Source organism: Microbacterium sp. ISL-59, from assembly GCF_018613945.1.
GTDB lineage: Bacteria > Actinomycetota > Actinomycetes > Actinomycetales > Microbacteriaceae > Microbacterium > Microbacterium oxydans_B.
Genome location: NZ_JAGGPG010000002.1, coordinates 938,351 through 963,755 on the forward strand (window position 1 = coordinate 938,351; position 25,405 = coordinate 963,755).

A 25,405-nucleotide genomic window follows, 5' to 3' on the forward strand; every position below is an offset into this window, starting at 1 on the left:
GCGCGTCGGGGGCTCGACGCCGCGCGGATGCCGGATGGTCCGGGTTTCCCGGGCGTGCCGCGGCTACCTCGTGCCGCGGCAGGCCGTCAGGCCGGATCAGGCAGTTTCTGTCGCAAAGTGCCTGACCCCGCTCGAACGCCTGATCTCCCGAGCGATCTCGTTCACGTTCGCATGTCCCACCTGTTGCCTATCCTCGGCGCATGGCATTCAAAACTCGTGCGGGACGCACGGTCTCCATCGGCACTGGTTCGATGAGTACGAGCATCGTGTTGATGATGTTCTCCTTCGTCGGCCTGGTGGCGCCCGCTGCCGTCTCACTGGGTTTCGGCGCATGGCTGGTCTGGCCGGACGCGCGCGCATTCGCAGAGGACACGCTCCCCGCAGCTCTCGCTCTTGCCATCGCCGTCATCGGCATCCAGCTCCTGCTCCGGGCGGGTGCCGCGTGCTGCTATCTCGTCGCCTTCATCGGGCCGAGGAACAACGTTCGGAACCACGCGGCTGCTCTGGTGCGATCTCGAACCGGCAGATACGCGATACTGGCGACCGCCGTGAGCCTTGCACTGCTTCCCGTCATGAAGTATCCGTTCGGCGATCCTCGTGCCTTCGTCATCATCTTCCTGACATGCGCGCTCATCGTCTTCGACGTGCTGACTTTTCGCGGTCTCACGCGCATCTCTCGCACCAGCCGAGCAGAGGCGTTCTATGACGGCATGGAAGAGGACGAGAAGCGCATCGCGGATCGCCCATGGCCGACCAGCCGCCGATCGAGCTTCCCCGAGCCTTCGCAGGTCGCCTCGGCGGAGGATGCCCGCCGATATCTTCGTCGGGCGAAGGACGCAGCCGAACTGCACGTCTGGATAGGAGCGGGGATCATCGTCATCTTCACCGCTTTCATCGGCACGTCGTTCTCGGCGATCTGGGAGCACCCGGGCCCCGGCCCGATGATCGCCGTCTATGTCGTCCTCGGGTTCACCGCACTGGGATTCTGGCTGCAACGGCGGGCTCGGAGCTATCGGGCCCTGGCCGATGACTTCGCGGCACGAGCGTCGGAGCTGGAGGATCACAGCTCTCACATGCAAAGCCGTCGAGCACGGCTTCTGCATGACTGGGTCAACCGGCTTCTCTGCCGCGGGAGGGGGACTTCTTCTACGGCGCAAGAGCATCCGTCCGTCCGGCCCATGGGCGGTAAGTCGTCCGCGTCGAACGCGGCCCCGCCTACCGCGGGCCGCGGCGACCGACGCCGGCGAACACGGAGTGCAGCAACGGCAGAGCCGAGACGCAGATCAGCGTGATGCCCAGCGGAGGCAGCGTGGGGACGAGCAGCGCCCCGCCGACGAGCAGTGCCGCGAACAGCACCCCCGAGGCGATGCGGCGCGCGATGCCCTCGAGCCGATCGAGGCGGCGTTCGAGCCGCGAGGTGTCGAACGACACGTTGCCGTCGTCGATGCGGGTGATGATCCGGTCGATGCGGCCGGGCAGACGCCAGGTCGTCGCCATCGTGTCCATCGCCTGGCCCGCGAAGGCCTGCACGATGTTGCCGCTCTCGTCGCGCAGCAGGCGTCCGGCGTAGGGCTCGGCGGCATCCCACACGTTGAACGCCGGATCGAGTCCGCTGCACATGCCCGACGTCAGCGAGACCGCGCGGATGAGCAGCAGCATGTTCTCGGGCAGCTGCAGTGGGAGCGAGCGCACCATGTCGCCGAACTCCTCGGCGAAGTCGCGGAACTCCCGCGGATCGACCTTGCTGAGCTCGGCGAAGCCCATGCCGCCGAAGCGGGCGAACAGCGCGCTCAGAGCACGTTCGAGCTCGTTGGTGTCGGCCGACGGCAACAGCACGCCGATCTCCTGCGCGGCCGCGACGAGACCGCGGCTGTCGCGCCCGGCGACCGCGATCAGGAGTGTGCGCAGCCCGTCGCGGAGGCTGTCGGGGACCTCGGCCATCATCCCGAAGTCGATGAACGTGAGCTGGAAGTTCCGACCCGGCTCGCCTGCGCCCGCGGGGACCGGCGTCACGAAGATGTTGCCGGGGTGCGGGTCGGCGTGTACGAAGCTGTGCGTGAACACCTGGTCGAACATGACCTCGGCGAACACCGCGGCGACCTCGGAGGGGTCGATGCCGGCAGCGCGCAGCGCATCCGTGTCGTTGATCTTGATCGCGGTGACGTCGGAGAGGGTGAGCACCCGACGGGTCGACCGCTCCCACACGATCTCGGGCGCGGCCACGCGCGGGTCGTCGGCGAAGTTCTCGCGGAACCGCTCGGCGCTCGCTGCCTCGTGCAGGTAGTCGATCTCCTCGAGGCTGGTCGCGGCGAACTCCTCGACGAGTGCGGGCGCATCGACCCGGTCGGCGACGAGGCGCACGCGGGTCAGCCAGCGGGCGACCCGGCGGAGCGCGGCGAGGTCGACCGCGACGATGCCGTCGATGCCCGGCCGCTGCACCTTGACGACGACGTGGCCGAGTCCGGTGTCGGCGGCGTCGAGTGCAGAGAGCCGGGCCCGGTGCACCTGACCGAGGGAGGCCGCCGCGACCGGAGTGTCGTCGAACCACGCGTAGGCGCGCTCGAGCGGGATGCCGAGTTCGGCCTCGGCGAGCGCGCGGATGGCCGCGGTGGGCACCGCCGGAACCTCGTCCTGCAGCCCCTCGAGCTCTTTCGTGATCTCGGGCGGCAGCACGTCGAGGCGCGACGACATGAACTGTCCGACCTTGATCATGAGACCGCCGAGTTCGACCGCGAGCACATGGAAGCGACGCGCGAACGTCTGCATCCGCTGCCCTCGTGTGCGCTCGGCGACCCGGCTCATGCCGAGCCGCGGGAGCACCAGCTCGAACCACCAGATCTTCAGGAACTCCCGGCCCGCGAACGACACGATGCGGCGGTACCTGGCGCGGTGGGCGCCCTGTGCCGCGGCATCCGTCATCGCGTGGTCCTCTCGCAGGCCCTCACCCGATGCCGCACTGCGCGGTCAGTCCTGCGCGAGGATCGAGTACAGCCTACGGCGGGCTTCGTCGAGGATCTCGATGGTCTGCTGCACCTGCTCGGGCGAACCGCTGCGACCGACCTGCGCTGCGGCGGCGGCGAGGTCGACGCCCGCCTTGGGCAGCGCGCTGAAGCGGGCGCTGTCGCGGTGGCCGTCCTTGCCGGACGACTCCCACGGAGCCGGAGTCTCGGAGCTCTCGTCGGCGACGGCGCGGCCGGCCTCGGTGAGCGAGTAGGTCTTGCGGCCGTTCTGCTCCTCGGCCTCGATGAGCCCTTCATCGGCGAGCAGCTGCAGCGTCGGGTACACGGAGCCGGCACTCGGCTTCCAGGTGCCGCCGCTGCGCTCGGCGATCTCGTTGATGATCTGGTAGCCGTGCATCGGCTTCTCGGCGAGCAGGGAGAGCACGGCGGTGCGCACATCGCCGCGTGCCATGCGCGAGCCGCCGGACGGGCGGGGCTCGAACGACTTGCGGAGCTGGTCCATCGCCTCGAAGATCGCGGATGCCGGACCGCCGGGGCCCGTGCCGAAGCCGGCGCCGCCGAAGAGGCCGCCGGGGCCGCCGTTGTTCCCGGAGCCGCTGTTGCCGCCGAACGGGTTGGAGGGGAATGCGTTGTTCATGATGACCTCCTGATGGGGTGAACGATACTCAACGATATGTCGTTCACCCTGAGGATGGGGTGGGAGTTTCAGAGGCGTTGGAGCCGTGGATGACGCCCCAGGTGCGCTTCCGCACGTCGATCAGCACCGGCAGCACGGAGTCGGGCGCCGCACGAGCGGCCTCGACGCAGCGGTGGTAGCCGCAGGCATGCACCACGAATTCACGCCCGTCCACATGCCCGTCCGCGGGTTCCGGCAGGCGCAGCTGCAGCTGGTAGCGGACGGCCTCGTCGGTCGTCTCGAACGCCGATACCACCGGTAGCTCTGCACGGGCGCCCGACTCCTTCAGGGTGACGGTCTCGCCGGCGCTCATGCCCGCGTTGATCCAGAGGCCGGTACCCAGCAGCACGATGAGCAGGCAGCCGAAGCCGAGCAGAGCCAGCTCCCACCACCACTGCGACAGCGCGGGGAAGCTCAGGGCGAAGCCGATCACGCCCGAAGCGACCAGCAGCCCTGCCGTGACGCGCTGCCCCCACGAGCCGCGACGGCTCGTGAGGTCGATCTGAGTCCATTCCGGGGCTGCGGTACGCGACATGGCACCCACTGTAGAGGGGGACCGACCTCCCGCACAGGGAGGGAGGGCGGCGCTCCTGATTCAGTCCGAGCCCTCGACCAGGCGCACCCCGAGGAGCGCGGCACCGGTGAGAGCCGCATCGACTCCGAGCTCCGCCGGGACCACACGAGCCGCCGCTGGCCCAGCCATCGCCGTCGCGCGATAGGCCCGCCGCACCTCGGCCAGATAGGTCTCGCCGATCTCGGCGACCCCGCCGCCGACGACGATCACCTCGACATCGAGCGCCGCATTGGCGCTCGCGAGAGCGCGCCCGAGATGGTGCGCGCCGTCGCGGATCACCCGTTCCGCCCGGGCGTCTCCGCCCAGTGCCGCCGCATGTACCTCGCGCAGCGGGAGGTGCGCCCCGGTCTCCTCGAAGAACGTCTGCTCCAGAGCGGGTCCGGAGGCCACGGCCTCCACGTGGCCGAAGCCACCGCAGGGGCAACGCCGCTCGGCGAGGTTCGGGGGCAGCGAGATCTCCATGTGCCCGATCGAGCCCGCGGTGCCGGTGACGCCGCGGCGCAGTCCGTCCGCGAGAACGACGGCTCCCCCGATCCCGGTGCCGACCGCCACCATGAGCATCGCCTGGACGCCCGCTCCGGCGCCCCGCTCGGCCTCGGCAACCGCGGCCGCGTGCACATCGTTGACCACCGCGACCGGGGCGCCGACCGCATCCGCGAGGGCACTCCGCAGGGGGAATCCGACCCATCCGGCGATCGCATCCGTGGCCGAGGTGATCGTGCCGTCGGGCCCGACCACACCCGCGGTGCCGACTCCGACCGCCTCCACCGGGTCGCCACCGCGCACGTCGCGCACGGCATCCGCCACCGCCTGCACGATGGCCGGACCACCCGCGCGGGACGGGGTCGCGAGGGTGCGCACCTCGGTGGCCCTCTCGAGCCGGTCGCCGTCGCGCGCGAACCCGGCGACCGCGATCTTCGTGCCGCCGATGTCGATGCCGATGATCATGCCGGGCTCCGCACCGCCGGCGTCACCGCGACGAAGCGCCGGGTGATCGCGATCGGGTCGGTGATCGCTCCGCCGACCACCACGGCGAGCGCGCCGGCATCGAACGCCTGACGCACCTGCTCGGGTGTCTGGTACCGCCCCTCGGCGATGGTGGGGATGCCGGCGGCGACGAGGTCCGCGACCAGCTGCAGATCCGGCCCCTCCCCGCGCACCGAGTGCGGCGTGTATCCCGACAGGGTCGTACCGACCACGGCCGCTCCGGCCTCCCGGGCGCGCAGCCCCTCGTCGAGGGTCGAGACGTCGGCCATCACCGGACGCCCGGTCGCCGCCGCGATCTCGCGCAGCAGGTCGAACCTGTCGCCGAGCTGCTCGACGGTGGCGTCCACCGCGATGATGTCGGCTCCCGCCTCCGCGAGGCCGAGCGCCAGCGCGACGTCGGGGGTGATCACGTTGCGGACCCCGTTGTGCACCTTGTGCAGGCCGATGATCGGCGCATCCGTCGCCGACCGCAGCCGGCGGATGTCGTCGGGACCGTTCAGGCGCAGGCCGCTGGCGCCTCCGAGCAGCGCGGATTCGGCGAGCGCGGCGATCACCTCCGTGTCGCGCACCGGGCTTCCCGACTGCGCCTGCACCGAGGCGATCAGACGGCCGGTGATGAGTTCGAGGGGGTCGTGGATCATTTGAGAGCTCCTGCGCTGGCGCCGCCGATGAAGAACTTCTGACCGATGAGGAAGATCACCACGGCCGGAAGGGTGAACATGACGCAGGCGGCCATCAGCGGCCCCCAGGCCACGTCGTTCTCACCGAAGAAGGCGTACAGACCGATCGAAAGCGTATAGGTGGACTCGTCGTTCAGATAGATGAGCGGGTTGAGGAAGTCGGTCCACGCCCACACGAACTGGAAGATCGCCGCCGTCACGATGGCGGGCCGCGCCAACGGCAGCACGATCGTCGCGTAGGTGCGGAACTCGGAGGCGCCGTCCAGGCGGGCGGCCTCGATCAGCTCGTCCGGCACCGCGAGCAGGAACTGCCGGATCATGAAGATGAAGAACGGCGTGCCGAGGAACGCGGGGACGATCAGCGGCAGATACGTGTTGGTCGCCTCGAGCCCGTTCCACACCAGGAACAGGGGGATGAGGGTGACCTGCGGCGGGAGCATCATGGTGGCCAGCACCAGGATGAGCAGCGGGCGGGAACCACGCCAGCGCACCTTGGCCAGCGCATACGCCACGAGCGGGCACGAGATGACCGTGCCGAGGATGCTCATCCCCGACACGAACAGGGTGTTCCCGAGGTAGCGCCACACCGGGATCTGGTCGAACGCCTCGGCGAAGTTGTCCAGCGTCCAGTCGGTCGGCAGCAGCGAGGGCGGCGAGGAGAACACGTCGCCCGGGGTCTTGAACGCGGTCGACAGCATCACGAGCAGCGGGAACAGGAACAGCAGCGCGAGCAGCGCGACCGACACCTGCTGCCGGACACGGCGCATCGTCCGGCGTACCCGCCGGGGACGCTTGCGGATGACGGCGACGTCAGCGTGTGCCATCGTGCACCCACTTCCTCGAGGTCGCGAGCACGATCAGGCTCACGGCCAGCGTGATGATGAACAGGGTCCAGGCCATGGCCGACGCGTAGCCCATCTTCAGGAACACGAACGCGTTCTGATACAGGTACATCGCGTACGAAAGCATCGACTGCCCCGGCCCGGAGCCGGCCTGGTTCAATCGCTCCTGGGAGAGGATGTACGGCTGCGTGAAGATCTGCAGGAATCCGATGATGCTCACGATCACCTGGAACAGGGTGACCGGAGAGACGGTCGGCCAGGTCACGCTGGTGAAGCGGCGCCACATGCCCGCGCCATCCAGTTCGGCCGCCTCGTACAGTTCCTTCGGCACCTCCTGGAGGGCGGCGAGGTAGATGATCATGGTGCCGCCGACGGTCCACAGCGACATCAGGATGATGGCGGGCTTGGTCCATTCGGGCTCCTGCAGCCAGGCCGGTCCCTCGATGCCGAACCAGGACAGGAAGTAGTTCACGAAGCCGTACTGGGCGTTGAGCAGCCAGCGCCACAGGTAGCCGCCGACGACGACGGGCACGATCGAGGGCAGGTAGACAAGCGCGCGGTAGAGCGGCTGGCCCCGCACCGGGGTGTTCAGCAGGTGCGCGCCCGCCAGGGCGATGCCGATCGCGAGCGGAACGCCGAAGACCGTGAGGACGGCGGTGTTCGCGAGCGACTTCCAGAAGACGCCGTCGTTGAACATCTGCACGTAGTTCGCCAGCCCCACCCACTCCGGGGACTGGAACAGGTTGAAGTCGGTGAAGCTGTAGTACGCGGACGCGGCGATCGGGTAGGCGAAGAGGAACAGGAACCCGACGATGAACGGCGACGCGAACGCGAGGCCGATCAGGGTCGACCGGCGGGTGCGACGCCGCCGCGGGGCGCGCCCGCCGGGCCCGGCAGGAGCATTCTCCTGCCGGACCCGGCGCGCTGTTGCAGTGGTCACGGAGCCTCGATCACTTCGTGGAGTAGTTGGCCATGCGCTCCTCGACCGTCGCGATCGCCTCTTCGGGGGTCGCCGTGAGACGGACGACCTCATCGAAGGCGGTGGCGAGGTCGGTGGCGTACTCGGCGCTGTATGGCAGGCTCGCGAGCGCCTTCGCGTTCGGGGAGGATGCCGCGTCGGCCCACACGCCGAAGTCCTGCAGGCTGTCGAAGGCGGCGCTGCCGGCGAGCGACGTGCGTCCGGGCAGGTTGCCGAGCGCGACGGCGAACTTCTCCATCGGCTCCTCGCTGACGAGGTAGGCGAGGAACGTGGCCGCCTCCTCCTTGTGCTTCGAGTTCGCGGGGATGAAGAGCGTGCTGGCGGTGACCTGCGTGCTGTTCTCGAGCTCGGGCGAGGCGGCCGGGATCGCCGTGACACCCCACTCGAAGTCCGGGGCGATCTTGGCGGCCGAGGCCGAACGCCATTCACCGTCGATGATCATCGCGACCTTGCCGCTGAAGAACGGGTCCTGCGCCGAGAGGTACTCTCCCTGACCGGAGACGAAGGTCGCCATGGCCTGGGCGCCGACCGGCTCGATCACGTTGTCCTGGTACCACTGCAGGGCTTCGAGGTTGCCGTCTTCGGCGGGGGTCGGGCCGTCTTCGCCGTCCCAGCTGCCGCCGAACGCGTAGCCGAGGGTGGTCAGGGTCGTGCTGTCGTTGGCCGAGCCGAGGCCGAGCTGCGTGATCTTGCCGGATCCGTCGACCACGGTGAGCTTCTCGATCGCGGCCGCGAGCTCGTCCATGGTGGTCGGCGGGGTGACGCCGGCTTCCTCCAGCAGCTGCGTGTTGTAGAGCAGCTGGAAGCTGTGGGTGGCGATCGGCAGCGAGTAGATCTTGCCGTCGTAGGTCATCTGCTCCATGGCACTGGGGATGAAGTCGTCGACCTCGATGCCCTCGGCCGCGATCGCGTCGTCCAGAGGGGCGAGGATGCCCTTCGAGGCCCAGGCGCCGACCGTGTTGCCGAAGTTGTCGGAGATGTCGAACGATCCGTTCGATGACGACATCGAGGTCAGCTGCTTCTGGGTGTCGGGGCTGGAGACGCCCTTGACCACGATCTCGTCCTGGCTGCCGTTGAAGTCGGCGATGATCTCTTCGAGCGCCTTCGCCTCTTCACCGCCCCAGAGGTACGAGAACGTGATCTCGGTCGGGCCGTCGGCGTCGCCGCCGCCTGCACCGCATCCGGTGAGGGCGACGACCGTGGCTGTGGTCAGGGCACCGGCGATCAGGGCGCGCCGGCGCATGTGCTGCTTCGTGTGCATGGGAGTTCTCCGCTCATCATTGACCTTGCAAAAGGATTGGAATAGACCAATTCGGAACCGCTGAGAACAGACATTGACACATCCGCGGGTGATCGTCAAGATTGGGTTAGTCCAAATGGGCAGACCGGAGGGGTGGGCATGTCGTCGATCGAAGGCGTGACGAAGCACGAGCGGGTGCGACGGCATCTGGAAGACGTCATCCAGCAGGGGCTCGCCCCGCACGAGAAGCTGCCGACCGAGCGCGACCTCGCCGAGTCGCTCGAGGTGAACCGGCAGACCGTGCGGCGCGCCCTCGACGAACTGGAACGCGACGGGCTGGTCTACCGCCTGCAGGGGGCCGGCACGTTCGTGAGCGCCTCGCGCATCAGCAAGACCTTCGAGCTCACCTCGTTCTCGGAAGACATGCACACGCGCAACATGCGGCCCGGTTCGCTGTCGGTCGACGTCGGCACGGCATCCGCAGGGCAGACCGCCGGGTACGCGCTGAACCTCAGCCCACAGTCACCCGTTGTCCGCATCCGCCGGGTGCGCACCGCCGACGACATCCCGATCTGCCTCGAGGTCTGCTCGATCGCCGCCGACGCAGTGCCGGGCCTCGAAGACGGCATCGTCGGAGACTCGCTGTACGAGGATCTGCGTTCGCGCTTCGGTATCTCCGCTGTCCGCGCCGACCAGGAGATCCACGCGGTGGTGCTCGACGAGGAGCAGGCCGACGCACTGCAGACACCGCCGTTCTCGCCCGCCTTCCTCGTCAAGCGCACCACCTACGACGCGCGCAGCCGCCCGATCGAGTACGCCGAGTCGGTGTACCGGGGCGACCGCTACTCGTACCTGGTCTCGATCTCGCGCCCCTGAACCCGTTCCCGAATCGCCACCCGAACTCCCCGAAGCCCCCCCCGACGAAAGGCACTCCCCCGTGTCCGACACGACTCTGCGTCCGCGCATCGCTCTGCTCCCGCTCGACGACCGACCGGTGAACGTGCGGCTTCCCGGCGACGTCGCCGCGGTCGCCGGAGTGATCCTCGACGTGCCGCCGGCCGAGATCCTGCCCTCGTACCGCGTCGCCGGAGACGCGACCGCGCTCGGCGCCTGGCTGCTCGACCGCGTCGCCGACCCGGCCACGGTGCATGTGGTGGTGTCGGTCGACATGCTGCTCTACGGCGGGCTGATCGCCAGCCGCACGAGCGCCGACACGACGCGCGAGGTGCTGGAGCGTCTCGACGTGCTGCGCGAGGTGCGCCGCCGTCGGCCGGAGCTGCCGATCTCGGCCGTCTCGCTCGTGACGCGGGCGAGCAACTCATACTCGGCGGCCGAGGAGCCGGAGTACTGGCGGGAGCACGGCAAGGAGATCCATGCGCTCGGCGGCGACGCGCACCGGCTGCTCGACGAGGCCGACGTGCTGCCGCTGTCGGAGCTGACGCCGGTGCCGGCCGAGATCGTGTCCGACTACTCGGCACGGCGGCTGCGCAATCACATCGTGAACCTGTCGACGCTCGCGCTCGTCGAGGATGCGACGCTCGACTTCCTGGCGATCACCGCCGACGACACCGCGCCGTTCGCCGCGGGCAGCGCCGAGCAGGTGTGGCTGCGGCACTGGATGCGGATGCTGCCGTCGGGCCGCGACGTGCTGATGTACCCGGGTGCCGACGAGGTGGGTGCGGCGCTGGTTGCCAGGGCGCTGGCCGCGAATGCCGGCGTGACCGCCTCGTTCTCGGTCGCGTGCGCGGACGCCGAGGGCATGACCCGCATCCCGCCGTACGAGAACATGTCGCTCGCGGCATCCGCGAGCCGGCAGATCCGCGCGGCGGGTGCCGTGGAGGTCGCCGACGGCGGCGACGTGACGCTGGTGCTGCACGCCCCCGACCCCGACCGGCACGACATGTTCCGCGGCCGGCCGGATCGGGTGGATGCGGATGCCGTGGCCGGCACGGTCGCGTTGATCCGGGAGCGGCTGGACGCGGGCGAGCACGTGGCCCTCGCCGACGTCCGCTACCCCAACGGCGCCGACGAGGCACTCGTGCGGGCGCTCGCCGAGGCGGGGCTGCTCGGGCGACTCGAGGCTTTCGGCGGGTGGAACACGGCCGGCAACACACTCGGCAGCGTGGTCGCCGTCGCGGCGGCCGGAGTGGTCGGCCGGGCGACGGGCACGTTCGATGACCGCGCCGCCCGCATCGCCCTGCTCACGCGACTGCTCGACGACTTCGCGTACCAGGCGGTCGTGCGCACCGACTCCGGGCCAGCCCTGTTCCCGGATGTCTACCCGATGGCCGACGACGCCCGGGTCGCGACAGCGGAGCGGGTCATCCGCGAGGAGTTGACGGCGCTACTGGAGTCGACGCTCCCCGCGGCGGACGTGCGCATCCAGGACCTGACCCTGCCGTGGCGGCGATCGTTCGAGATCGGGCTCGTGCTGAGCTAGCCCGGCGCGTCATGCGGCGCGATCCGTCGGCAGGGTCAGGATCTCGGCAGCGTCAGGATCTCGGCCCCATCCGCGGTGATCGCGATCGTGTGCTCGGTGTGCGCCGTGCGGCATCCGGTCGCGCTCCGCAGGGTCCACCCGTCGTCGTCGGTGCGCAGCACGTCGGTGTCGGCCATGACCCAGGGCTCGAGCGCGAGCAGGAGCCCGGGGCGCAGCGTGTAGCCGCGGCCGGGCCGACCGTCGTTCGCGATATGAGGATCCTGGTGCATGGTCGAGCCGATGCCGTGGCCACCGAACTCGAGGTTGATCGGGTAGCCGGCGTCGTGCAGCACCGTGCCGATCGCGTGCGAAAGGTCGCCGATGCGGGCACCGGGTCGAGCGGCGGCGATGCCCGCGGCGAGCGCCCGCTCGGTCGCCTCGATCATGGCGAGGTCTTCCGCCGCCGGGGTGCCACCGACCACGAAGCTGATGGCCGCATCGGCCGAGATGCCGCGCAGTGCGACGGCCAGGTCGAGCGTGAGCAGGTCTCCCGGCCGCAGCGCATAGTCGTGGGGCATGCCGTGCAGCACGGCGTCGTTCACGGCCGTGCAGACGTAGTGGCCGAACGGGCCGCGGCCGAACGAGGGGGCGTAGTCGACGTAGCAGGACTCGGCCCCGGCATCCTCGATCAGCTGCTTCGCCCACCGGTCGAGGTCGAGCAGGTTCACGCCGACCCTGGCACGCGCTTTCAACGCCTGCAGGATGTCGCCGACGAGCGCGCCGGTGGCCCGCGCCCGCGTGAGCTCGTCGGCATTCAGGATCTCGATCATGGGTTCTCTTCCGTCGTGACCAATAACTATCCCGGTAATACTATCCCGGTATTAGTATGGGCATCATGATGGTCCGGATGCCGCTCACCCCTGCCGAGGTCGAACGCGGCGAGCGCCTCGGTGCCCTGCTGCGTCGCGCGCGCGGGGAACGGTCGATGCTGAGCGTCGCACTGGATGCCGGCATCTCCCCCGAGACCCTGCGCAAGATCGAGTCGGGACGCGTCGCCACCCCCGCGTTCTCGACGATCGCGGCGATCGCCGGCGTGCTCGAGCTCTCGCTGGATGCGGTGTGGGCCGAGGTCGACCCGCGCACGGCCGAGACCACGGCTCGACGCATCGCCTCCTGAATTCGAGGAGCGTCTCGCGCCACTCTGCCTGCGCGCCGTGCCAACTTCTGCACACGCCCGGCCGAAACGCAAGCCTGGTGACCCCCACAGGAAGGCGTGTTTAGCTCGAGGAACAGTCGACGTGGGGGAGACGTTTTGTCGCAGAGCATTCAGCCGGAGAACAACAGCAGCGGGAACAGCATCCGCGTGAGCGTGGTGGTGCCGGTGTTCCGGCCGGGGCCCTCGTTCGATGACCTCATCGCATCGCTCGATCGTCAGACCCTCGACCCCGCCGCGTTCGAGGTTCTCCTGTGCGACGACGGCTCGGGCGAGCCGACCGGTGAGCGCCTGGCCGCCGTCGCCCGCGACCGCCCGAACGTGCGGGTGCTGTCGCTGGAGCACTCCGGGTGGCCGGGCATGCCGCGCAACCACGGCGTCGATGCCGCCCGCGGAAAGTACGTGCAGTTCGTCGATCAAGACGACTACCTGTTCGACGGCGCCCTCGAGAAGCTGTGCGACTACGCGGATGCGAACGCGTCCGACGTCGTCGTCGGCAAGGAGGTGGGGATCGGCCGCCCGCTTCCAAGCAAGATCTTCCGCCACGACATCCCCCGGGCGGTCCTAGGTACCGACCCGCTGCTCGAGATGCTCACGCCGCACAAGATGTTCCGCACGGCGTTCCTGCGGGCGAACGGCATCCGCTTCCCGGAGGGGCGCGTGCGGCTCGAGGATCACCTGTTCGTGATGCAGGCCTACTTCGCCGCGTCGACGATCTCGATCCTCGCGAGCGAGCCCTGCTACGCCTGGGTGAAGCAGCCGGGCAGCGCCAGCTCTGCGCGGATCGAGCCGGAGACGTACTTCCCGCACCTGGAGACCGTGCTCGACATCGTCGAGGCGCACACCGAGCCGGGGCGACTGCGCGACCGACTCCTGCGGCACTGGTTCCGCGGCAAGATCCTCAAGCGCATCGCGGGGCCGCGCATGGTCAAGTACCCCGACGAGTATCGCGACCGCCTGCTGGACGTGGTCGTCCCGCTGACGCAGAGACGGTTCGGTCCTGGCGTGGATGCCGGCCTCGGCTTCGCTCACCGCATCCGCGCGGCGCTGCTGCGCGCCGATCGGCGTGACGACCTGGTGCGCCTGGCCGCGTTCGAGTCAGGGCTTGAGTGCCGCGCCACCGTGACAGCCGCGCACTGGTCGCGGGGCGGGGGCCTGCATCTCACCGTTCGCGTCGACATCACGCGTGACGGGAAGGATGCGCTGGTGTTCGAGACTTTCGCCGCGGAGCCGTCGGGCCCCGCCGCGATGGATGCCGGTGGGCCTATGGCCGGCGCGAAGCCCTCCGGGGCCAAGAAGTCGATTCGGCTGACGTCACTGCCGCTCTCTTCGCTCGAGGGGCTGCCGGCGAATCTCCTGGCGGTGGATCGCGAGCTGCGCAACGATCGCATCGAGCTGATCCTCCGCGACGGGTCGGACACCGAGCGCATCCTCTCCGGCGGTCGCCCCCGTGACCTCTCCGCCGTCGCCCTGTCGATCGACCCCGTTCGCTCGTTCGGCCGCACGGACGATTCCCGAGGCGGGCCACTCTCCGTCAAGGTCCGCCGGGCGGGCTGGACGTTCGAGGTTCCTCTCGAAGCCGATCCCGCGGTGCTCGCTCGCGCCGGTCGCTCGCCGATCCTGGCCGGACGCACGTGCACACTCACGGTGGACGAGGGCAGCACGGTGGGCGAGGGCGGCACGGTGGAGTTGCGGCGGGAGTGGCCGGGCGGCGGACTCAAGGATGCCGCGGGCCGCACGGTGCGCAGCATCCGCCGTCTCCTCCGGAGGCACTGACCGCTCCGGCGCAGGCGTCGGGCGCCCGACCGCGCTTGCCCAATCGAACGAATAACGATAGATTCCTGTTGTTCTTCGATGAAGGAGTGGGCAATGGGGAAGACGACGATCGTCGTTCTGCGCATCGTGATCGCGGTGGCGCTACTGGGTTCGCTGGCAGTGCAGGCACTCATCGTGCCGCTGCTGTGGCTCGACCTCGCCGAGGACGAGCTGTGGGGCCGGATCGTGCTGGTGTCGCTTGTGGTGCTGGGCGTGGGAACGCTGCAGGTGTTCGGGGTGTGCGTGTGGATGCTGCTCACGCGAGTGCGGCGCGGGTCGATCTTCGCGGAGTCGTCGTTCCGGTACGTGAACGTCATCATCGGGGCGATCCTGGTGGCGGCTGCGCTCACCTGGATCCTGGCCGCGCTGCTCACGCCGGGGTCGACGGCGCCGGGTGTCGTGGCGCTGATCGGCGGCGCCGGGGTCGTGCTCGCCGGGATGGCGCTGCTCGTGGTCGTCATGAAGGCGCTGCTGCGGCAGGCGATCGACAGTGAGGCCGAAGCGCGAGCGCTGCGCTCCGAGCTCGACGACGAGGTGATCTGATGCCGGTGGTGGTCGACATCGATGTGATGATGGCGCGGCGGAAGATGAGTGTCGGCGAGCTGGCCGAGCGCATCGGCATCACGCCGACCAACCTCGCCGTCTTGAAGAACGGTCGCGCGAAGGCGGTGCGCTTCACGACGCTGGATGCCCTCTGCGCGGTGCTGGAGTGCCAGCCCGGCGATCTGCTGCGCTGGGAGCCCGACGCCGGCTGACGCACGAAGCCCCGCGGTACGCCCGCGGGGCTTCGCGGCGCTCGATCAGCGCAGCACGAACTCGACCGTCGTGACGTTGCCGGCGACGTCGTGGACGAGGAGCGTGTTCTCGCCCGTGACTCCGCCGAACACTCCCGGCTTCACGAAGTTGAGGTCGGACCAGACGTTGTTCGAGAGGTCCTTGCCGACGCCGTTCAGCTCGAGCCGGTCGATCTTGCCGGCATCGTGGAGCTTGAAGCTGACCTTGTCGTAGCCCGCCGCGTCGCCGACGGTGAACGAGTCACCGGTCTTGACGGTCACGGTGGGGGCGGTGGCGTCGACCGTGAGACCGAACGTCGAGGTCTTCGAGATGTTGCCCGCGGCATCCTGCGCGTTGTACTTGATCGTGTACGCCCCGTCGGGGAGCGTCACGGTCGCGACGTGCGAGCCAGCCGTGCCGGCGGCCTTCGACTGCGTGCTCTTGACGAGCGTGCTGCCCTGGTAGACGTTGGCGACGATGCGGGAGAGACCCACCTCGTCGGTCGCGTCGACGCGGATGTCGATGGCCTTCGACGGACCGGCCGTGGTCGGGCTGACGAGCGTCACCTGCGGGCGCGTCGTGTCGGGCACCTGCCCGGCGACGAACGAGACCGTGGTCTTCTCGGAGCGGTTGCCGTACATGTCGACGGCGGTGACCTCGGCGATGTAGCTCGTCCCCTTGGTGAGGGTGATCAGCGGAGCGTTCGCCTGGCGTCCGTTGCGGATCGCGAGCGGGATCTCGAGGATGCTCGGACGCGGCGCGATCTGGAAGTCGGCGAGCACCTTAGCGCCGGCGCGGATCGGCAGCGCCTCGACGCCGGTGGCCGCGTCGCGGACCCGCACGTCGTAGCCGTAGACGGATTCGTCGTCGGTCGCCGCGGGCACCCGGAGGACGTCGGCGCCGGTCGCCGTCACGGTGTGCACGGGCGCGCCCTGCTGCACCGGTGCGACGTTGTCACGCGCGGCCGATGTGTAGTCGAAGTTGGCGCGCACCTCTTCGGGCGTCGTGCCGTCGAGGCGGACCGTCCAGGTGGGACCCGCGAGCGTGCCGGCGCTGGCGAAGGGGTAGCCGGACTGGTAGCCCCAGGCGCCGTTGTCGTAGGTGCGCTCGTCGTCGGCGGCGAAGTTGATGCGGTCGATCTCGGTGCGGTCGGCGTAGACCTCGACGTACAGGGCCTGCGCCGTCGGGATCGTGAACTCGTCCCAGAGCGCATTGCCGTAGATCTGGTACGCATCGTGCGGGGTCTCGGTGTACGACATCGATCCGTCGTTCACGGCCGTGAAGCCGCCCTGCCAGATCGAACGCTCGTCGTTCAGGTGCAGGTGCGAGTGGCCCGAGAAGTAGACGGCCTGCGGGTATCCCGAGAGGTCGGCGGTGAGGGTGGCGTTGGAGGCCTGGGCTCCGTCGTAGACCGTGTTGGCGGTCGGGCGATGGCCGACGACGAAGATCGGGGTGTTGAGGGCATCCGGCTCGGCGGAGAGCGCGGCGAGGCGTCCCTGCAGCCAGGTGCGCTGCGCGCCGGAGTACCGCTCGGTGTCGATCACGAGGAACGTCTGGTCGTCGATCGTCTTCTCGTAGTAGCCGCCGGATGCGTTCGGGAACCAGTCGCCGTAGTACTTCGCCATGTCGGCGTTGCCCACGTCGTGGTTGCCGTGCGACATCAGGATCGGGGTGTCGTCGAGGCCGAGGCGGTCGATGTTCTCGTCGAAGATCGTCTTCACGACCTGGTGGTCGGGCGCGGTGTTGTTGTTGTTGTCGTTGATCTGGTCCCCGTTGGAGATGATCAGATCGGGGTCGGGGTTGATCGACGCGAGGGTGTCGAAGTGGCTCTTCCAGATGCCCCGGTTCTTCTCGGTGAGGGCTGACGTGTGCACGTCGCTCATCACGAAGAACGACGTGAGCGGCTCTTCGTCGGTCTTGATGATGTAGCCCTCGATCTCGGCGGGCGAGGTCGCCCCGGCCTTGATCGAGACCGCGGCGAGGTTGGTCGTCTCGTCGATGACCAGTGGCTTCGTGTAGAGCGGGCTCTTCGCGGTCGGCATCGATCCGTCGAGCGTGTACCTGATCTGGGCGCCCTGCGGCGCGGTGAGCGTGACGGTGGTCGACTCCGTGAATCGGCCGCCGTCCTGGCTGAATGTCGGTGCCGCGAGCTCCTCGGCAGCGTTCGCCGCCGTGAGGGGGAATGCGACGGCGGCGGCCACGGCCGCGAGCGCGCACACTCCTGCGATCTGTCTCTTCACTTCATCCTCTTCCACGTGTGTATCTACGACGCACCGGACCGGCGCTGAGAGCGACGTTAGGGAGCCGTTCGAGACGGGGAACGGCGAAAGCAGGAACGTTAGGTAAACAACTTTGCGGGCGGTGGCCCGGACGCTCGGAAAAGAAGTGAATACAAGATCACGGTGCTGTGGAGAGGGTGTTGTCGGCCTTCAGCGCCCCGCGAGCAACTCCCCGAGCCGCGCCGCCTCACCCTCCGGCATCGCATACCCGTGCTCGGGTGCGGGGTACACGCCACCGCGCACCTCCGCCGCATACGCGCCCACGCCGGCCACCGCAGCCGCGCGTAGCTCCGCGTACCGTTTGACGAACTTGGCCGTGCCGCCGTCGTACAGCCCGAGCAGGTCGTGGAACACGAGCACCTGCCCGTCGGCATCCGCTCCGGCTCCGATGCCGATCACGGGAATGTCGAGCAGCGGAACCAGCGCGGCGGTGACCTCGGACGGCACCGCCTCGACCACGAGCATCGAGCACCCGGCGGCCTGCAGGGCGAGGGCATCGTCGATCACGGCGAGCGCCGCCTCGGCGGTGCGGCCCTGGGCACGGTAGCCGCCGAGCGCCGTGGCCGTCTGCGGGGTGAGCCCGACGTGTCCGACCACGGGGATGCCGGCCTGCACGAGCGCCTGCGCGCGGTCGACGGTCGTGCCACCGCGCTCGATCTTCACCAGGTCGCAGCCGGCTTCCTTGACGAAGCGCTGTGCGGTGGCGATGGCGAGCTCATCCGAGGCCTCGTACGACCCGAACGGCAGGTCGCCGACCAGCAGCGGCACGGTCAGCCCGCGGCGCACGGCCTTGGTGAGCATCAGCATCTCGTCGACCGTGACCGGCACGGTGCTGTCGTATCCGAGCACGGTCATCGCGGCCGAGTCGCCCACGAGCACGATGTCGACGCCGGCAGCCTCGACGATCTGCGCGCTCGGATGGTCGTAGGCGGTGACCATGACGATCGGCTCGCCGGCGTCCTTCTTCGCGGCGAGAGCGGCGAGCGTCACACGTTTGCGCGGGGCGGCGTGGGCGCTCATGCACGGGCCTCCGTCAGCAGGCGGTCGACGGCGTCATCGACCTGGATCATCGCGTTGTCCCGGTCGACATGCACCACCACCGGCTCGTAGCTCTCGAGGTCTTCGCGCGAATAGTCGGCGTACGAGATGACGATGATCGTGTCGCCGGTATGCACGAGGCGGGCCGCGGCGCCGTTGACCTGGATGACGCCGGATCCGCGCACGCCGGTCAGCGTGTAGGTCTCGAAGCGGGCGCCGTTGTCGACGTCGACGACGTGCACCTGCTCGTGGGGGAGGATGTCGGCGGCCTCGAGCAGGATGGGGTCGATCGTGATCGAGCCGACGTAGTGCAGATCGCTGGCGGTGACGGTCGCGCGGTGGATCTTCGACTTCAGCATCGTGCGTCGCATCAGGCGTCGCCCCTCGGGTCGGTGGTCTGCAGGTCGGCGGTATATGGGCCGGCGGCGTCCGGTTCAGCGACGTCGGCGACAGACAGCACATGGTTGTCGATCAGCCGGGCGGCGCCGACGCGGGCGGCGACCGCGAGCAGCGCGTCCCGCTCGACGCGGACGACCGGCTTCAGCGTCTCGGCATCGCGGAGCTCCAGGTACTCCACCGAGATCCGGGCGTCTTCGAGCACGCGCCGTGCCGCCGACAGGATGCTCGCCCCCTCGCGCTCCCCCGCCGCGAACACCTCGGCCGCCGCATCCAGCGCCCGGTTCAGCGCGGTCGCCTGCAGCCGCGCGGCATCGTCGAGGTAGACGTTGCGCGAACTCATGGCGAGTCCGTCGGCCTCTCGCACGATCGGGCACGCGACGATGCGCACATCGAGGTCGAGATCGCGCACGACGCGGCGGACGACGAGCACCTGCTGCGCATCCTTCTGTCCGAAGTACGCGGAATCCGGCCGGACGATCCCGAACAGCTTCATGACGACCGTGGCGACGCCATCGAAGTGGTGCGCGCCGCGGCTCGCGCCGTCGAGCACGTCGGTGAGGCCGGCGACGTGGATGTTCGTCGCGAACCCGTCGGGGTAGATCTCGGATGCCGCGGGCGCGAAGAGGATGTCGACGCCCTCGGCCTCGGCGAGCTCCGCGTCGCGGGCTTCATCGCGCGGGTAGGAGCTGAGGTCTTCGTTCGCGCCGAACTGGGTCGGGTTGACGAAGAGCGAGACGACGACGAGATCGGATGCCGCGCGCGCGGCCCGCATGAGAGAGAGGTGTCCGTCGTGGAAGGCGCCCATCGTGGGGACGAGGCCGACCGTGTGGTTCGCGAGCCGAGCCTCGCGGACGGCTGCGCGCACCTCGGGGATGGTGCGGAGGATTCTCATGCGGAAGGCTCCTTCGGGGCGGCGGTCACTTCGGCGGTCACTTCGCCGGTCACTTCGCCGGTCACCTGTCGGGAGGAGGGACGGCTGTCGGGCGGAACGGCGGTGTTTCTCCCTGCATCCGTGCGTTCTCCCGACATCCGTACCGGGGCTTCGACGCGAGACGCGATCGCCCGCGTGGCGGCGGCGAGGGCGTCGAACAGGTCCTGAAGGTCGACCTCTGCGGCAGCCGACCTCTGACGGGCGACCGTCTCCGTGTCGCCGCGGGCGATCGGTCCGGTGAGGGCGTTCTGCGCTCCCGCATCCGCCCAGTTCTCGACCGTCTGCCGGACGAGCGGGGCGAGGAGTTCGCGAGCCTCAGCCTCCGGGATGCCCGCGGCCGAAGCGAGCTGCTCGGCCGCATCGAGCACCGTCAGCACGAAGTTCGAGGTGAAGGATGCCGCCGCGTGATAGCTCGCGCGGTGCTCGTCCTCGACCATGAACGGGCGGGCACCGAGTGCGCGGGCCAGCTGCTCGGCCACGGCGCGGGCGTCGTCGGTGCGCCCGGCGACCGCGGCACCGATGCCGTGGAACACGTCGGGAGTCTCCCCACCCGTGAACGTCTGCATCGGGTGGAGGCTGAAGTCGACGTCGTCGAGCAACGTGGCGCCCGAGACGTGTCCGACGAGCCGCGCGTGCGGTCGAGCGACGAACGCGACGGCCGGGATGGCGGAGTCCGGAACGCAGAGCAGCGCGATGTCGACCGTCGGCATCGACTGATCGCGGCGGAGGGGGCCGAGGACGTCGAACCCCGCCGTGCGGAGCGACCGCGCGAGCACGCGTCCGAGCCGACCGGCGCCGACGATGGCGATGGTCGTTCCTGGCGCGGGTGAGGAGGAGGTCTGCATGTCGATTCCCCGGCCGAGTTGGGGGCGGTCCGGATGCGAGAAGTATCCGCCCCTCACGGCGCCCTCTCCAAATCTGGGAGCAGAATGACAACCCGTGGCCGTCAGTCATTTGTCATTAGCTTGATAATCAGCAGTAAGCAGATGGCATATCGCTCTCACTCCAAAACGGACGGGCCCGCGGAGCGCAGCACGACGCACTCCACGGACCCGCACATCAGGGACCTCAGTCGCGACGCCAGACCGCGACGATCCCGGCCCCGACGACCGCCAGTCCCGCCGCCCCGAGGAAGAGCCAGGAGAATCCGCCGGTGAGCGCCTCGGCAGACGACGCCCCCTCTGCCGACAGCGCGGCCGTGCGCAGGCCGGCGACCGTGCCGAGCACCGCCAGTCCGATCGCGCCGCCGATCTGCTGGCTGGTGTTGACGAGCCCGCCGGCGAGTCCGGCCTCTGCACCTTCGACGCCGTCGACCGCGAGCTGGGTGGTCGCCACGACAGCGCCGCCGAGTCCGACCCCGATCAGGATGGTCGGGCCGAGCAGGTGCGTGAGGAACGCGGCATCCGCCGGGGATGCGGCGAGCCAGAGGAGCCCCGCGGCCAGGATGAGCAGCGCCCCGATCAGCACCGGCCGCGTGCCGACGCGGGCGATCACGGCGGGCACACTGCCGGCGACGATCACGAGCACACCGGCGAGGGGCAGCTGCGTGAGGCCCGCGGTGAGGGCGTCGTAGCCGAGCACGGCCTGCATGTAGACCGAGAGGGCGAAGAAGAGGGCGACCATGGTGGCGCCGCCGAGCAGCATGACGATGTTGCCGAGGGCGAGGTTGCGGTTGCGGAACACGCGGAGCGGGACGAGCGGCTCGGCAGCCCGGCGCTCGATCGCCACGAAGGCGACGCCGAGGATCAGCGCGAGGGCGAGCAGGCTCAGCGGGAGCGGGTGCACGAAGCCGACCCGCTCGACCGCGCTGAGGGCACCGACGAGCGCGACCAGTGATGCGGTGACGGTCACGGCACCGGCGGCATCCAGGCGGCCGGGAGTTCGCATGCCGTCACGGGTGATGAGCAGCGGAATCGCGATGAGCACGAGCGCGCCGACGGGCACGTTCACGAAGAACACCGACTGCCAGCCGAGGGTCGCCGTGAGCACTCCGCCGAGCAGTACCCCCGCGGCCGATCCGATGCCGGCGACGGCTCCCCACACACCCAGCGCCTTGGTGCGCTCGGCGTCGTTCGGGAACAGCTGGGTCAGCAGCGCGAGGGCGGCGGGAGCGAGGAGCGCAGCCGAGACGCCCTGCAGGGCGCGGGCGGCGAGGAGCATCTCGCTCGACACCGAGAGCCCGGCGAGGGCGGATGCCGCCACGAATCCGGCCGTTCCGATCAGGAACACCCGACGGTGTCCGTAGCGGTCGGCGAGGCGTCCGCCGAGGAGGAGCAGGCCGCCGAACGCGAGCACGTAGGCGGTGATGACCCAGGCGAGGGCGGCGGTGTCCATGTCGAGCTGCCGGCCGAGGACGGGGAGGGCGATGTTCACGATCGAGGCGTCGAGCACCACGAGGAACTGCGCGAGCGCGAGGAGGCTGAGGGCGAGCCACCGGCGCGTACTGCGCGGTGCGGCGAGCGCCGGGAGGGAGGTGAGGGTGGTCATGACGTGCTCCTTTTCTGGGTTCTTGTCCGTGATGTTTCGAGGCCGGTTGGATGAGTGACTACTCACTCACTCCTGCGGGCATGGAGAAGTGCCGACACCCCGGGAGGGTGGATCAGTCGGGGTGCGTGATCCCCTTGGTCAACAGGGCGACCCAGTCCCCCTGGCGTCCGTCGAGCTGCGTGGTGACGATCAGGTGACAGAGCTGCCCGTAGGCGATGAAGCGCTGCACGTCGTCGTCGCCCGCCCGTGAACGGGTCTTCGCGAACGTCGTGACGCGTTCGAGCCCTGCGCGCAGCGCCTCCCCGATCGCGGGGATCTCGGCGACCGACTGCGCGTGCACCTGCAGCATCAGCAGCTTCCGGTCGGAGATGAGGTGCGCGTAGGCGTCGCCCATCGCGTCGAGCACGCCTTCGGGCGAGGTGTCGGCGGCAGCATCCGCCCCTTCTTCGAGGGCGGAGACGATCGCGTCGAAGCATGCCTCGAGCGCCACGACGAACAGCGCCTCCTTGCCGGAGTACAGCTTGAAGACGTAGGCCGGGGAGATCTTGGCCTCGCGCGCCACGTCGGCGACGGTCGTGCCGTGATAGCCGCTGCGCGCGAACGCCGCCAGCGCCGCCGCGGCCACGACAGGCCGGCGGGCATCGGCCGTCGAAAGGATGGAGCTGCGGGTCGTGGACATATGAGTGACTGTACACTCACTCTTCCGAGAGTCGCAAGGGCGAGCAGAAAGTTCGGCGTGAACGGCTCCGGGGAAGTCGAGCGCGGAACACACGGGGGCGGATGCCGCCAGGAGGGCGGTCGCCGCCGAGCCGCCCTCCCGCGCACACCTGTCGGACCGATGCACATCTGTCGGACCGATGCACACCTGTCGGACCGATGCACGGCGCGTCACCCGACATCCGCGCATCCTCCCGACATCCGCACCAGATCCGACATCCGCACCAGGCGCCACCCCGACGTCACGGCACGACCATGACCTTGCCGGCGATCGGTCCAGCGGCCGCCTCGGCATCCGCGCCGAGTCCCGCAGCCCACTCCCCGCTAGGCCGATGCCGGGACCGGTCGAGTCCTGATCGCAGAGTTCAGGGAGAAGGCCGACAGCGTCAGCGCCACGACAGCACCGACGAGCGCGAGTGGCGGGTTCGACAGGGTGAAGACGCCGACGGATGTGGTGACGCCCTGAATGAAGAACAGCGCGGCGAGGAGGATTCCGCTTCCTCGCGTGCTCGTCATCTTCCACCAGGGTCGGGGAGCGTCGGATTCTCCTGCGCCGCGGAAGGTTCGAGCTGCCACGACGACAGCTGCCACGAGGGCCAGGACTCCCCACGCGAACCCGAGGTCAAGGTTGACGGCCGCGAGCGGAACGGTCGTGAGCGTGAGTCCGATGGCGACGGCGACGACATAACCGAGCTTGGCGGCCGGTTCCTTGATACGCATCATGCCCCTCCTGTCTACCTGACTGCCGTGTACGTCGTGTAGCTGCAGTAGTTGAACCCGCAGTTGAAGTAGGTCACCTTGATCCGCAGCTTTTGCCAGTATGCCTTCTCGATCTGCGCTCCTGGGGCGAGCCCAGCGCACGCGATGCTGGCCGGCCACGGAATCGGAAAAGCGCTACATACCCCATTGAGTCCCTTGAGACCGTTGTACATACTGACGACCTGGGCACGGCTGAGGTAGATCACCGATGTCGTGTACGTCGGATCAGCGACCACCGGATAGGCGAAGCTGCTGTCATGCTCGACGATCTGCGTCAGCGTTTCCCCATTCAGCTCATAGCGAGTGGGGACGCCCTTGCCAGTTGCGTCTTTCGCCCAGGGGGCTGCGAAGCTACCCAGTACTTCACCTGTTGCATCGTCGATCACAGCCGCGCCCCCGTCCCGCAAGACGATGCTCGATGCCTCCGGAAGATCGAGGGGATAGTCGTAACGTATCGGCGCATCCGCGCTGTCGATCACTGCCGCAATCTGCACCGAACCGCTTTCGTGCAGGAGAACGACGCTGCTCGTCGCGTTCCCGTTGTCGTACGTCACCGTACCGGGCTCTGTCGAAACTCCGGCGTTGGCCTCGCCCGCGAAGGGGAGCCCGATGGTCGCCGTGCCTTCACCCGCCGAGATGGAAACGCCATGCGCCGCTTCGGAAGACACTTCGACCTCAAGCCGATCAATAGCTATCGCACTCTCACCAGCTCCGAGCAAGGGCACGTCGACCGCCGCCGCAACGTCCGCCGGAGTGGCGTTCGCGACCACGTCGACGGTTGTCTCCTCATCTGCCACGGCCCCCGGCGCAACCCACACGATCGAAAGCAACACCGCGGCTCCCACGGTTACAGACGCGCTGAATTTTCTCATCGAAACCCCCATTGGTTCTGGCCCGCCCAATCGCTAACCTACTAACGTTTTACCGTTTTGTATGTCAACCGTTTGGGGGACAGAACAGTCTCGAGCGCGTGCTCACACAGGTCAGTGCGCACCTGCGGGCGAACCCGCCGCGGTCAGCGGTGAGCCGGAAGACGAGCTGAGGACCCGGCGCCATCCTCGCGTCACGAGCAGAAGTCGTCGGCGAACCGCTCGAACTCCTCGGGGCTCACGATGGGGTCATCGGAGGACTCCCACTTGTCGGAGGCGAACATCCCGATGGGCGTGAACACCTCGCCCGGTTGGACATCCGCCAGTTCACTTGCGGCGAAATGACCCGAGACGGCGTTCTCCCCTTTGTCGCCGAAGGCCGTCAGGTGGAAGAGCACGTCCGAGCCGAGCGCCTGCTCGCGAAACGGCAGGGCGATCTCGGCGTCGCCCACGATCGGCGTCGGTAGCGAGAACTCCTTGTCGTCGACGTTCCGCCATCCGCCGTCGTCGCCGGATGCGGAGTCCACATTCGGAGGGTACGAGTTGATCGCCCGCAGGGTGAGGAGATCGACCGACCCGTGGCAGAGGCGCACGAGCACGTCGAGGGAACCGTCGTCCTGCCGGAGCAGCCCGAGGGTTCCGGTGGCACCCGGTGTGCATGCCGCGAGCGCGAGCATCGGAAGGAGGAGCAGCGCCGCCGCGACGTGCCGAGGTTTCATGAGGGCACGTTATCCATGCCTGTGGGCGACGATCGCGAACGTATCGCA

At 69.0% G+C, this 25,405-nt stretch carries 26 protein-coding genes; 7 read left to right on the forward strand and 19 right to left on the reverse strand.

Going from position 1 to position 25,405, the window contains the following annotated elements:
- Positions 1 to 200 precede the first annotated feature (200 nt).
- Entirely contained in the window at positions 201 to 1,292 is a 1,092-nt protein-coding gene (locus J7E45_RS08570) for a hypothetical protein (protein WP_215068503.1), read from the forward strand.
- On the opposite strand, the gene J7E45_RS08575 is transcribed toward J7E45_RS08570, so the two are convergent.
- The 8 genes from J7E45_RS08575 to J7E45_RS08610 are packed head-to-tail and all read right to left on the reverse strand — an operon-like array spanning position 1,216 to position 8,959.
- The gene (locus J7E45_RS08575) at positions 1,216 to 2,919 is read right to left on the reverse strand and encodes an AarF/ABC1/UbiB kinase family protein (protein ID WP_215068504.1); all 1,704 of its coding nucleotides are present in this window, start codon (positions 2,917 to 2,919) and stop codon (positions 1,216 to 1,218) included. The two genes, J7E45_RS08570 and J7E45_RS08575, sit on opposite strands and share 77 nt — an antisense overlap.
- A gap of 45 nt (positions 2,920 to 2,964) precedes the next feature.
- On the reverse strand, positions 2,965 to 3,597 hold the full coding sequence (locus J7E45_RS08580) for a PadR family transcriptional regulator (protein WP_091033044.1): 633 nt from the start codon (positions 3,595 to 3,597) through the stop codon (positions 2,965 to 2,967).
- A 43-nt stretch (positions 3,598 to 3,640) separates the two neighbouring features.
- On the reverse strand, positions 3,641 to 4,171 hold the full coding sequence (locus J7E45_RS08585; protein ID WP_215068505.1) for a hypothetical protein: 531 nt from the start codon (positions 4,169 to 4,171) through the stop codon (positions 3,641 to 3,643).
- 60 nt (positions 4,172 to 4,231) lie between these two features.
- Positions 4,232 to 5,158, reverse strand: a complete 927-nt coding sequence (locus J7E45_RS08590) for an ROK family protein (RefSeq protein ID WP_215068506.1) — start codon at positions 5,156 to 5,158, stop codon at positions 4,232 to 4,234.
- A complete protein-coding gene (locus tag J7E45_RS08595; RefSeq protein WP_091033050.1) occupies positions 5,155 to 5,838 on the reverse strand; it encodes an N-acetylmannosamine-6-phosphate 2-epimerase in 684 nt (227 codons plus the stop codon). Before J7E45_RS08595 ends, J7E45_RS08590 begins: the two co-directional genes overlap by 4 nt.
- Positions 5,835 to 6,701, reverse strand: coding sequence for a carbohydrate ABC transporter permease (locus J7E45_RS08600; RefSeq protein ID WP_215068507.1), 867 nt, complete (start codon positions 6,699 to 6,701; stop codon positions 5,835 to 5,837). The genes J7E45_RS08595 and J7E45_RS08600 overlap by 4 nt, the downstream gene beginning before the upstream one ends.
- Positions 6,688 to 7,659: a sugar ABC transporter permease gene (locus J7E45_RS08605; RefSeq protein ID WP_308162085.1), complete on the reverse strand. Its 972-nt coding sequence runs from the start codon at positions 7,657 to 7,659 to the stop codon at positions 6,688 to 6,690. The genes J7E45_RS08600 and J7E45_RS08605 overlap by 14 nt, the downstream gene beginning before the upstream one ends.
- A 10-nt stretch (positions 7,660 to 7,669) precedes the next feature.
- Positions 7,670 to 8,959 (reverse strand): ABC transporter substrate-binding protein, encoded by a 1,290-nt coding sequence (locus J7E45_RS08610; protein ID WP_215068510.1) that lies wholly within the window; start codon positions 8,957 to 8,959, stop codon positions 7,670 to 7,672.
- Positions 8,960 to 9,097: 138 nt separating this feature from the next.
- Between J7E45_RS08610 and J7E45_RS08615 the strand changes: the two genes are divergently transcribed.
- Together J7E45_RS08615 and J7E45_RS08620 are read left to right on the forward strand one after the other, a co-directional pair.
- Positions 9,098 to 9,814: a GntR family transcriptional regulator gene (locus J7E45_RS08615; protein ID WP_140403328.1), complete on the forward strand. Its 717-nt coding sequence runs from the start codon at positions 9,098 to 9,100 to the stop codon at positions 9,812 to 9,814.
- 61 nt (positions 9,815 to 9,875) lie between these two features.
- Positions 9,876 to 11,378: a DUF4127 family protein gene (locus J7E45_RS08620; RefSeq protein ID WP_215068512.1), complete on the forward strand. Its 1,503-nt coding sequence runs from the start codon at positions 9,876 to 9,878 to the stop codon at positions 11,376 to 11,378.
- Positions 11,379 to 11,413: 35 nt separating this feature from the next.
- Here the strand turns inward: J7E45_RS08620 and map are convergent, their stop codons facing one another.
- On the reverse strand, positions 11,414 to 12,187 hold the full coding sequence (map, locus tag J7E45_RS08625; RefSeq protein ID WP_215068514.1) for a type I methionyl aminopeptidase: 774 nt from the start codon (positions 12,185 to 12,187) through the stop codon (positions 11,414 to 11,416).
- Positions 12,188 to 12,255: 68 nt separating this feature from the next.
- On the opposite strand from map, the gene J7E45_RS08630 reads away from it, so the two are divergent.
- The 4 genes from J7E45_RS08630 (at position 12,256) to J7E45_RS08645 (ending at position 15,140) form a co-directional block, all read left to right on the forward strand.
- On the forward strand, positions 12,256 to 12,534 hold the full coding sequence (locus J7E45_RS08630; protein WP_091033310.1) for a helix-turn-helix domain-containing protein: 279 nt from the start codon (positions 12,256 to 12,258) through the stop codon (positions 12,532 to 12,534).
- Positions 12,535 to 12,669: 135 nt separating this feature from the next.
- A complete protein-coding gene (locus J7E45_RS08635) occupies positions 12,670 to 14,346 on the forward strand; it encodes a glycosyltransferase family A protein (protein WP_215068516.1) in 1,677 nt (558 codons plus the stop codon).
- 93 nt (positions 14,347 to 14,439) lie between these two features.
- Positions 14,440 to 14,928 (forward strand): DUF2975 domain-containing protein, encoded by a 489-nt coding sequence (locus tag J7E45_RS08640; RefSeq protein WP_215068518.1) that lies wholly within the window; start codon positions 14,440 to 14,442, stop codon positions 14,926 to 14,928.
- Positions 14,928 to 15,140 (forward strand): helix-turn-helix transcriptional regulator, encoded by a 213-nt coding sequence (locus J7E45_RS08645; protein WP_029264006.1) that lies wholly within the window; start codon positions 14,928 to 14,930, stop codon positions 15,138 to 15,140. Before J7E45_RS08640 ends, J7E45_RS08645 begins: the two co-directional genes overlap by 1 nt.
- Positions 15,141 to 15,185: 45 nt before the next feature.
- Here J7E45_RS08645 and J7E45_RS08650 read toward each other — a convergent pair whose 3' ends face one another.
- The 10 genes from J7E45_RS08650 to J7E45_RS08695 all read right to left on the reverse strand — a co-directional run bounded on the left by J7E45_RS08650 (position 15,186) and on the right by J7E45_RS08695 (position 25,357).
- Positions 15,186 to 17,399, reverse strand: a complete 2,214-nt coding sequence (locus J7E45_RS08650) for a chitobiase/beta-hexosaminidase C-terminal domain-containing protein (RefSeq protein WP_215068520.1) — start codon at positions 17,397 to 17,399, stop codon at positions 15,186 to 15,188.
- Positions 17,400 to 17,588: 189 nt separating this feature from the next.
- Entirely contained in the window at positions 17,589 to 18,458 is an 870-nt protein-coding gene (gene panB, locus J7E45_RS08655) for a 3-methyl-2-oxobutanoate hydroxymethyltransferase (RefSeq protein WP_215068522.1), read from the reverse strand.
- A complete protein-coding gene (gene panD / locus J7E45_RS08660) occupies positions 18,455 to 18,847 on the reverse strand; it encodes an aspartate 1-decarboxylase (RefSeq protein WP_215068524.1) in 393 nt (130 codons plus the stop codon). The genes panB and panD overlap by 4 nt, the downstream gene beginning before the upstream one ends.
- The gene (gene panC, locus J7E45_RS08665; RefSeq protein WP_215068526.1) at positions 18,847 to 19,767 is read right to left on the reverse strand and encodes a pantoate--beta-alanine ligase; all 921 of its coding nucleotides are present in this window, start codon (positions 19,765 to 19,767) and stop codon (positions 18,847 to 18,849) included. Before panC ends, panD begins: the two co-directional genes overlap by 1 nt.
- Positions 19,764 to 20,651, reverse strand: a complete 888-nt coding sequence (locus J7E45_RS08670) for a Rossmann-like and DUF2520 domain-containing protein (protein ID WP_215068527.1) — start codon at positions 20,649 to 20,651, stop codon at positions 19,764 to 19,766. Before J7E45_RS08670 ends, panC begins: the two co-directional genes overlap by 4 nt.
- Positions 20,652 to 20,874: 223 nt before the next feature.
- Positions 20,875 to 22,293 carry an MFS transporter gene (locus J7E45_RS08675; RefSeq protein WP_215068528.1) on the reverse strand — a complete coding sequence of 473 codons (1,419 nt, stop codon included), beginning with the start codon at positions 22,291 to 22,293 and terminating at the stop codon, positions 20,875 to 20,877.
- A 112-nt stretch (positions 22,294 to 22,405) separates the two neighbouring features.
- Positions 22,406 to 22,972, reverse strand: coding sequence for a TetR/AcrR family transcriptional regulator (locus J7E45_RS08680; protein WP_215068529.1), 567 nt, complete (start codon positions 22,970 to 22,972; stop codon positions 22,406 to 22,408).
- Between the two features lie 362 nt (positions 22,973 to 23,334).
- Positions 23,335 to 23,733: a hypothetical protein gene (locus J7E45_RS08685; protein ID WP_167633724.1), complete on the reverse strand. Its 399-nt coding sequence runs from the start codon at positions 23,731 to 23,733 to the stop codon at positions 23,335 to 23,337.
- Between the two features lie 11 nt (positions 23,734 to 23,744).
- On the reverse strand, positions 23,745 to 24,641 hold the full coding sequence (locus J7E45_RS08690; RefSeq protein ID WP_215068530.1) for a hypothetical protein: 897 nt from the start codon (positions 24,639 to 24,641) through the stop codon (positions 23,745 to 23,747).
- A gap of 191 nt (positions 24,642 to 24,832) precedes the next feature.
- Positions 24,833 to 25,357 carry a hypothetical protein gene (locus J7E45_RS08695; RefSeq protein ID WP_215068532.1) on the reverse strand — a complete coding sequence of 175 codons (525 nt, stop codon included), beginning with the start codon at positions 25,355 to 25,357 and terminating at the stop codon, positions 24,833 to 24,835.
- Positions 25,358 to 25,405 lie beyond the last annotated feature (48 nt).

Coding starts and splice junctions, on each gene's coding strand:
- J7E45_RS08570 (WP_215068503.1), top strand. CDS start 201: ATGGCATTCAAAACTCGTGCGGGACGCACGGTCTCCATCGGCACTGGT.
- J7E45_RS08575 (WP_215068504.1), bottom strand. CDS start 2,919: ATGACGGATGCCGCGGCACAGGGCGCCCACCGCGCCAGGTACCGCCGC.
- J7E45_RS08580 (WP_091033044.1), bottom strand. CDS start 3,597: ATGAACAACGCATTCCCCTCCAACCCGTTCGGCGGCAACAGCGGCTCC.
- J7E45_RS08585 (WP_215068505.1), bottom strand. CDS start 4,171: ATGTCGCGTACCGCAGCCCCGGAATGGACTCAGATCGACCTCACGAGC.
- J7E45_RS08590 (WP_215068506.1), bottom strand. CDS start 5,158: ATGATCATCGGCATCGACATCGGCGGCACGAAGATCGCGGTCGCCGGG.
- J7E45_RS08595 (WP_091033050.1), bottom strand. CDS start 5,838: ATGATCCACGACCCCCTCGAACTCATCACCGGCCGTCTGATCGCCTCG.
- J7E45_RS08600 (WP_215068507.1), bottom strand. CDS start 6,701: ATGGCACACGCTGACGTCGCCGTCATCCGCAAGCGTCCCCGGCGGGTA.
- J7E45_RS08610 (WP_215068510.1), bottom strand. CDS start 8,959: ATGCACACGAAGCAGCACATGCGCCGGCGCGCCCTGATCGCCGGTGCC.
- J7E45_RS08615 (WP_140403328.1), top strand. CDS start 9,098: ATGTCGTCGATCGAAGGCGTGACGAAGCACGAGCGGGTGCGACGGCAT.
- map (WP_215068514.1), bottom strand. CDS start 12,187: ATGATCGAGATCCTGAATGCCGACGAGCTCACGCGGGCGCGGGCCACC.
- J7E45_RS08630 (WP_091033310.1), top strand. CDS start 12,256: ATGGTCCGGATGCCGCTCACCCCTGCCGAGGTCGAACGCGGCGAGCGC.
- J7E45_RS08640 (WP_215068518.1), top strand. CDS start 14,440: ATGGGGAAGACGACGATCGTCGTTCTGCGCATCGTGATCGCGGTGGCG.
- J7E45_RS08645 (WP_029264006.1), top strand. CDS start 14,928: ATGCCGGTGGTGGTCGACATCGATGTGATGATGGCGCGGCGGAAGATG.
- panB (WP_215068522.1), bottom strand. CDS start 18,458: ATGAGCGCCCACGCCGCCCCGCGCAAACGTGTGACGCTCGCCGCTCTC.
- panD (WP_215068524.1), bottom strand. CDS start 18,847: ATGCGACGCACGATGCTGAAGTCGAAGATCCACCGCGCGACCGTCACC.
- panC (WP_215068526.1), bottom strand. CDS start 19,767: ATGAGAATCCTCCGCACCATCCCCGAGGTGCGCGCAGCCGTCCGCGAG.
- J7E45_RS08670 (WP_215068527.1), bottom strand. CDS start 20,651: ATGCAGACCTCCTCCTCACCCGCGCCAGGAACGACCATCGCCATCGTC.
- J7E45_RS08675 (WP_215068528.1), bottom strand. CDS start 22,293: ATGACCACCCTCACCTCCCTCCCGGCGCTCGCCGCACCGCGCAGTACG.
- J7E45_RS08680 (WP_215068529.1), bottom strand. CDS start 22,972: ATGTCCACGACCCGCAGCTCCATCCTTTCGACGGCCGATGCCCGCCGG.
- J7E45_RS08685 (WP_167633724.1), bottom strand. CDS start 23,733: ATGATGCGTATCAAGGAACCGGCCGCCAAGCTCGGTTATGTCGTCGCC.
- J7E45_RS08690 (WP_215068530.1), bottom strand. CDS start 24,641: ATGAGAAAATTCAGCGCGTCTGTAACCGTGGGAGCCGCGGTGTTGCTT.
- J7E45_RS08695 (WP_215068532.1), bottom strand. CDS start 25,357: ATGAAACCTCGGCACGTCGCGGCGGCGCTGCTCCTCCTTCCGATGCTC.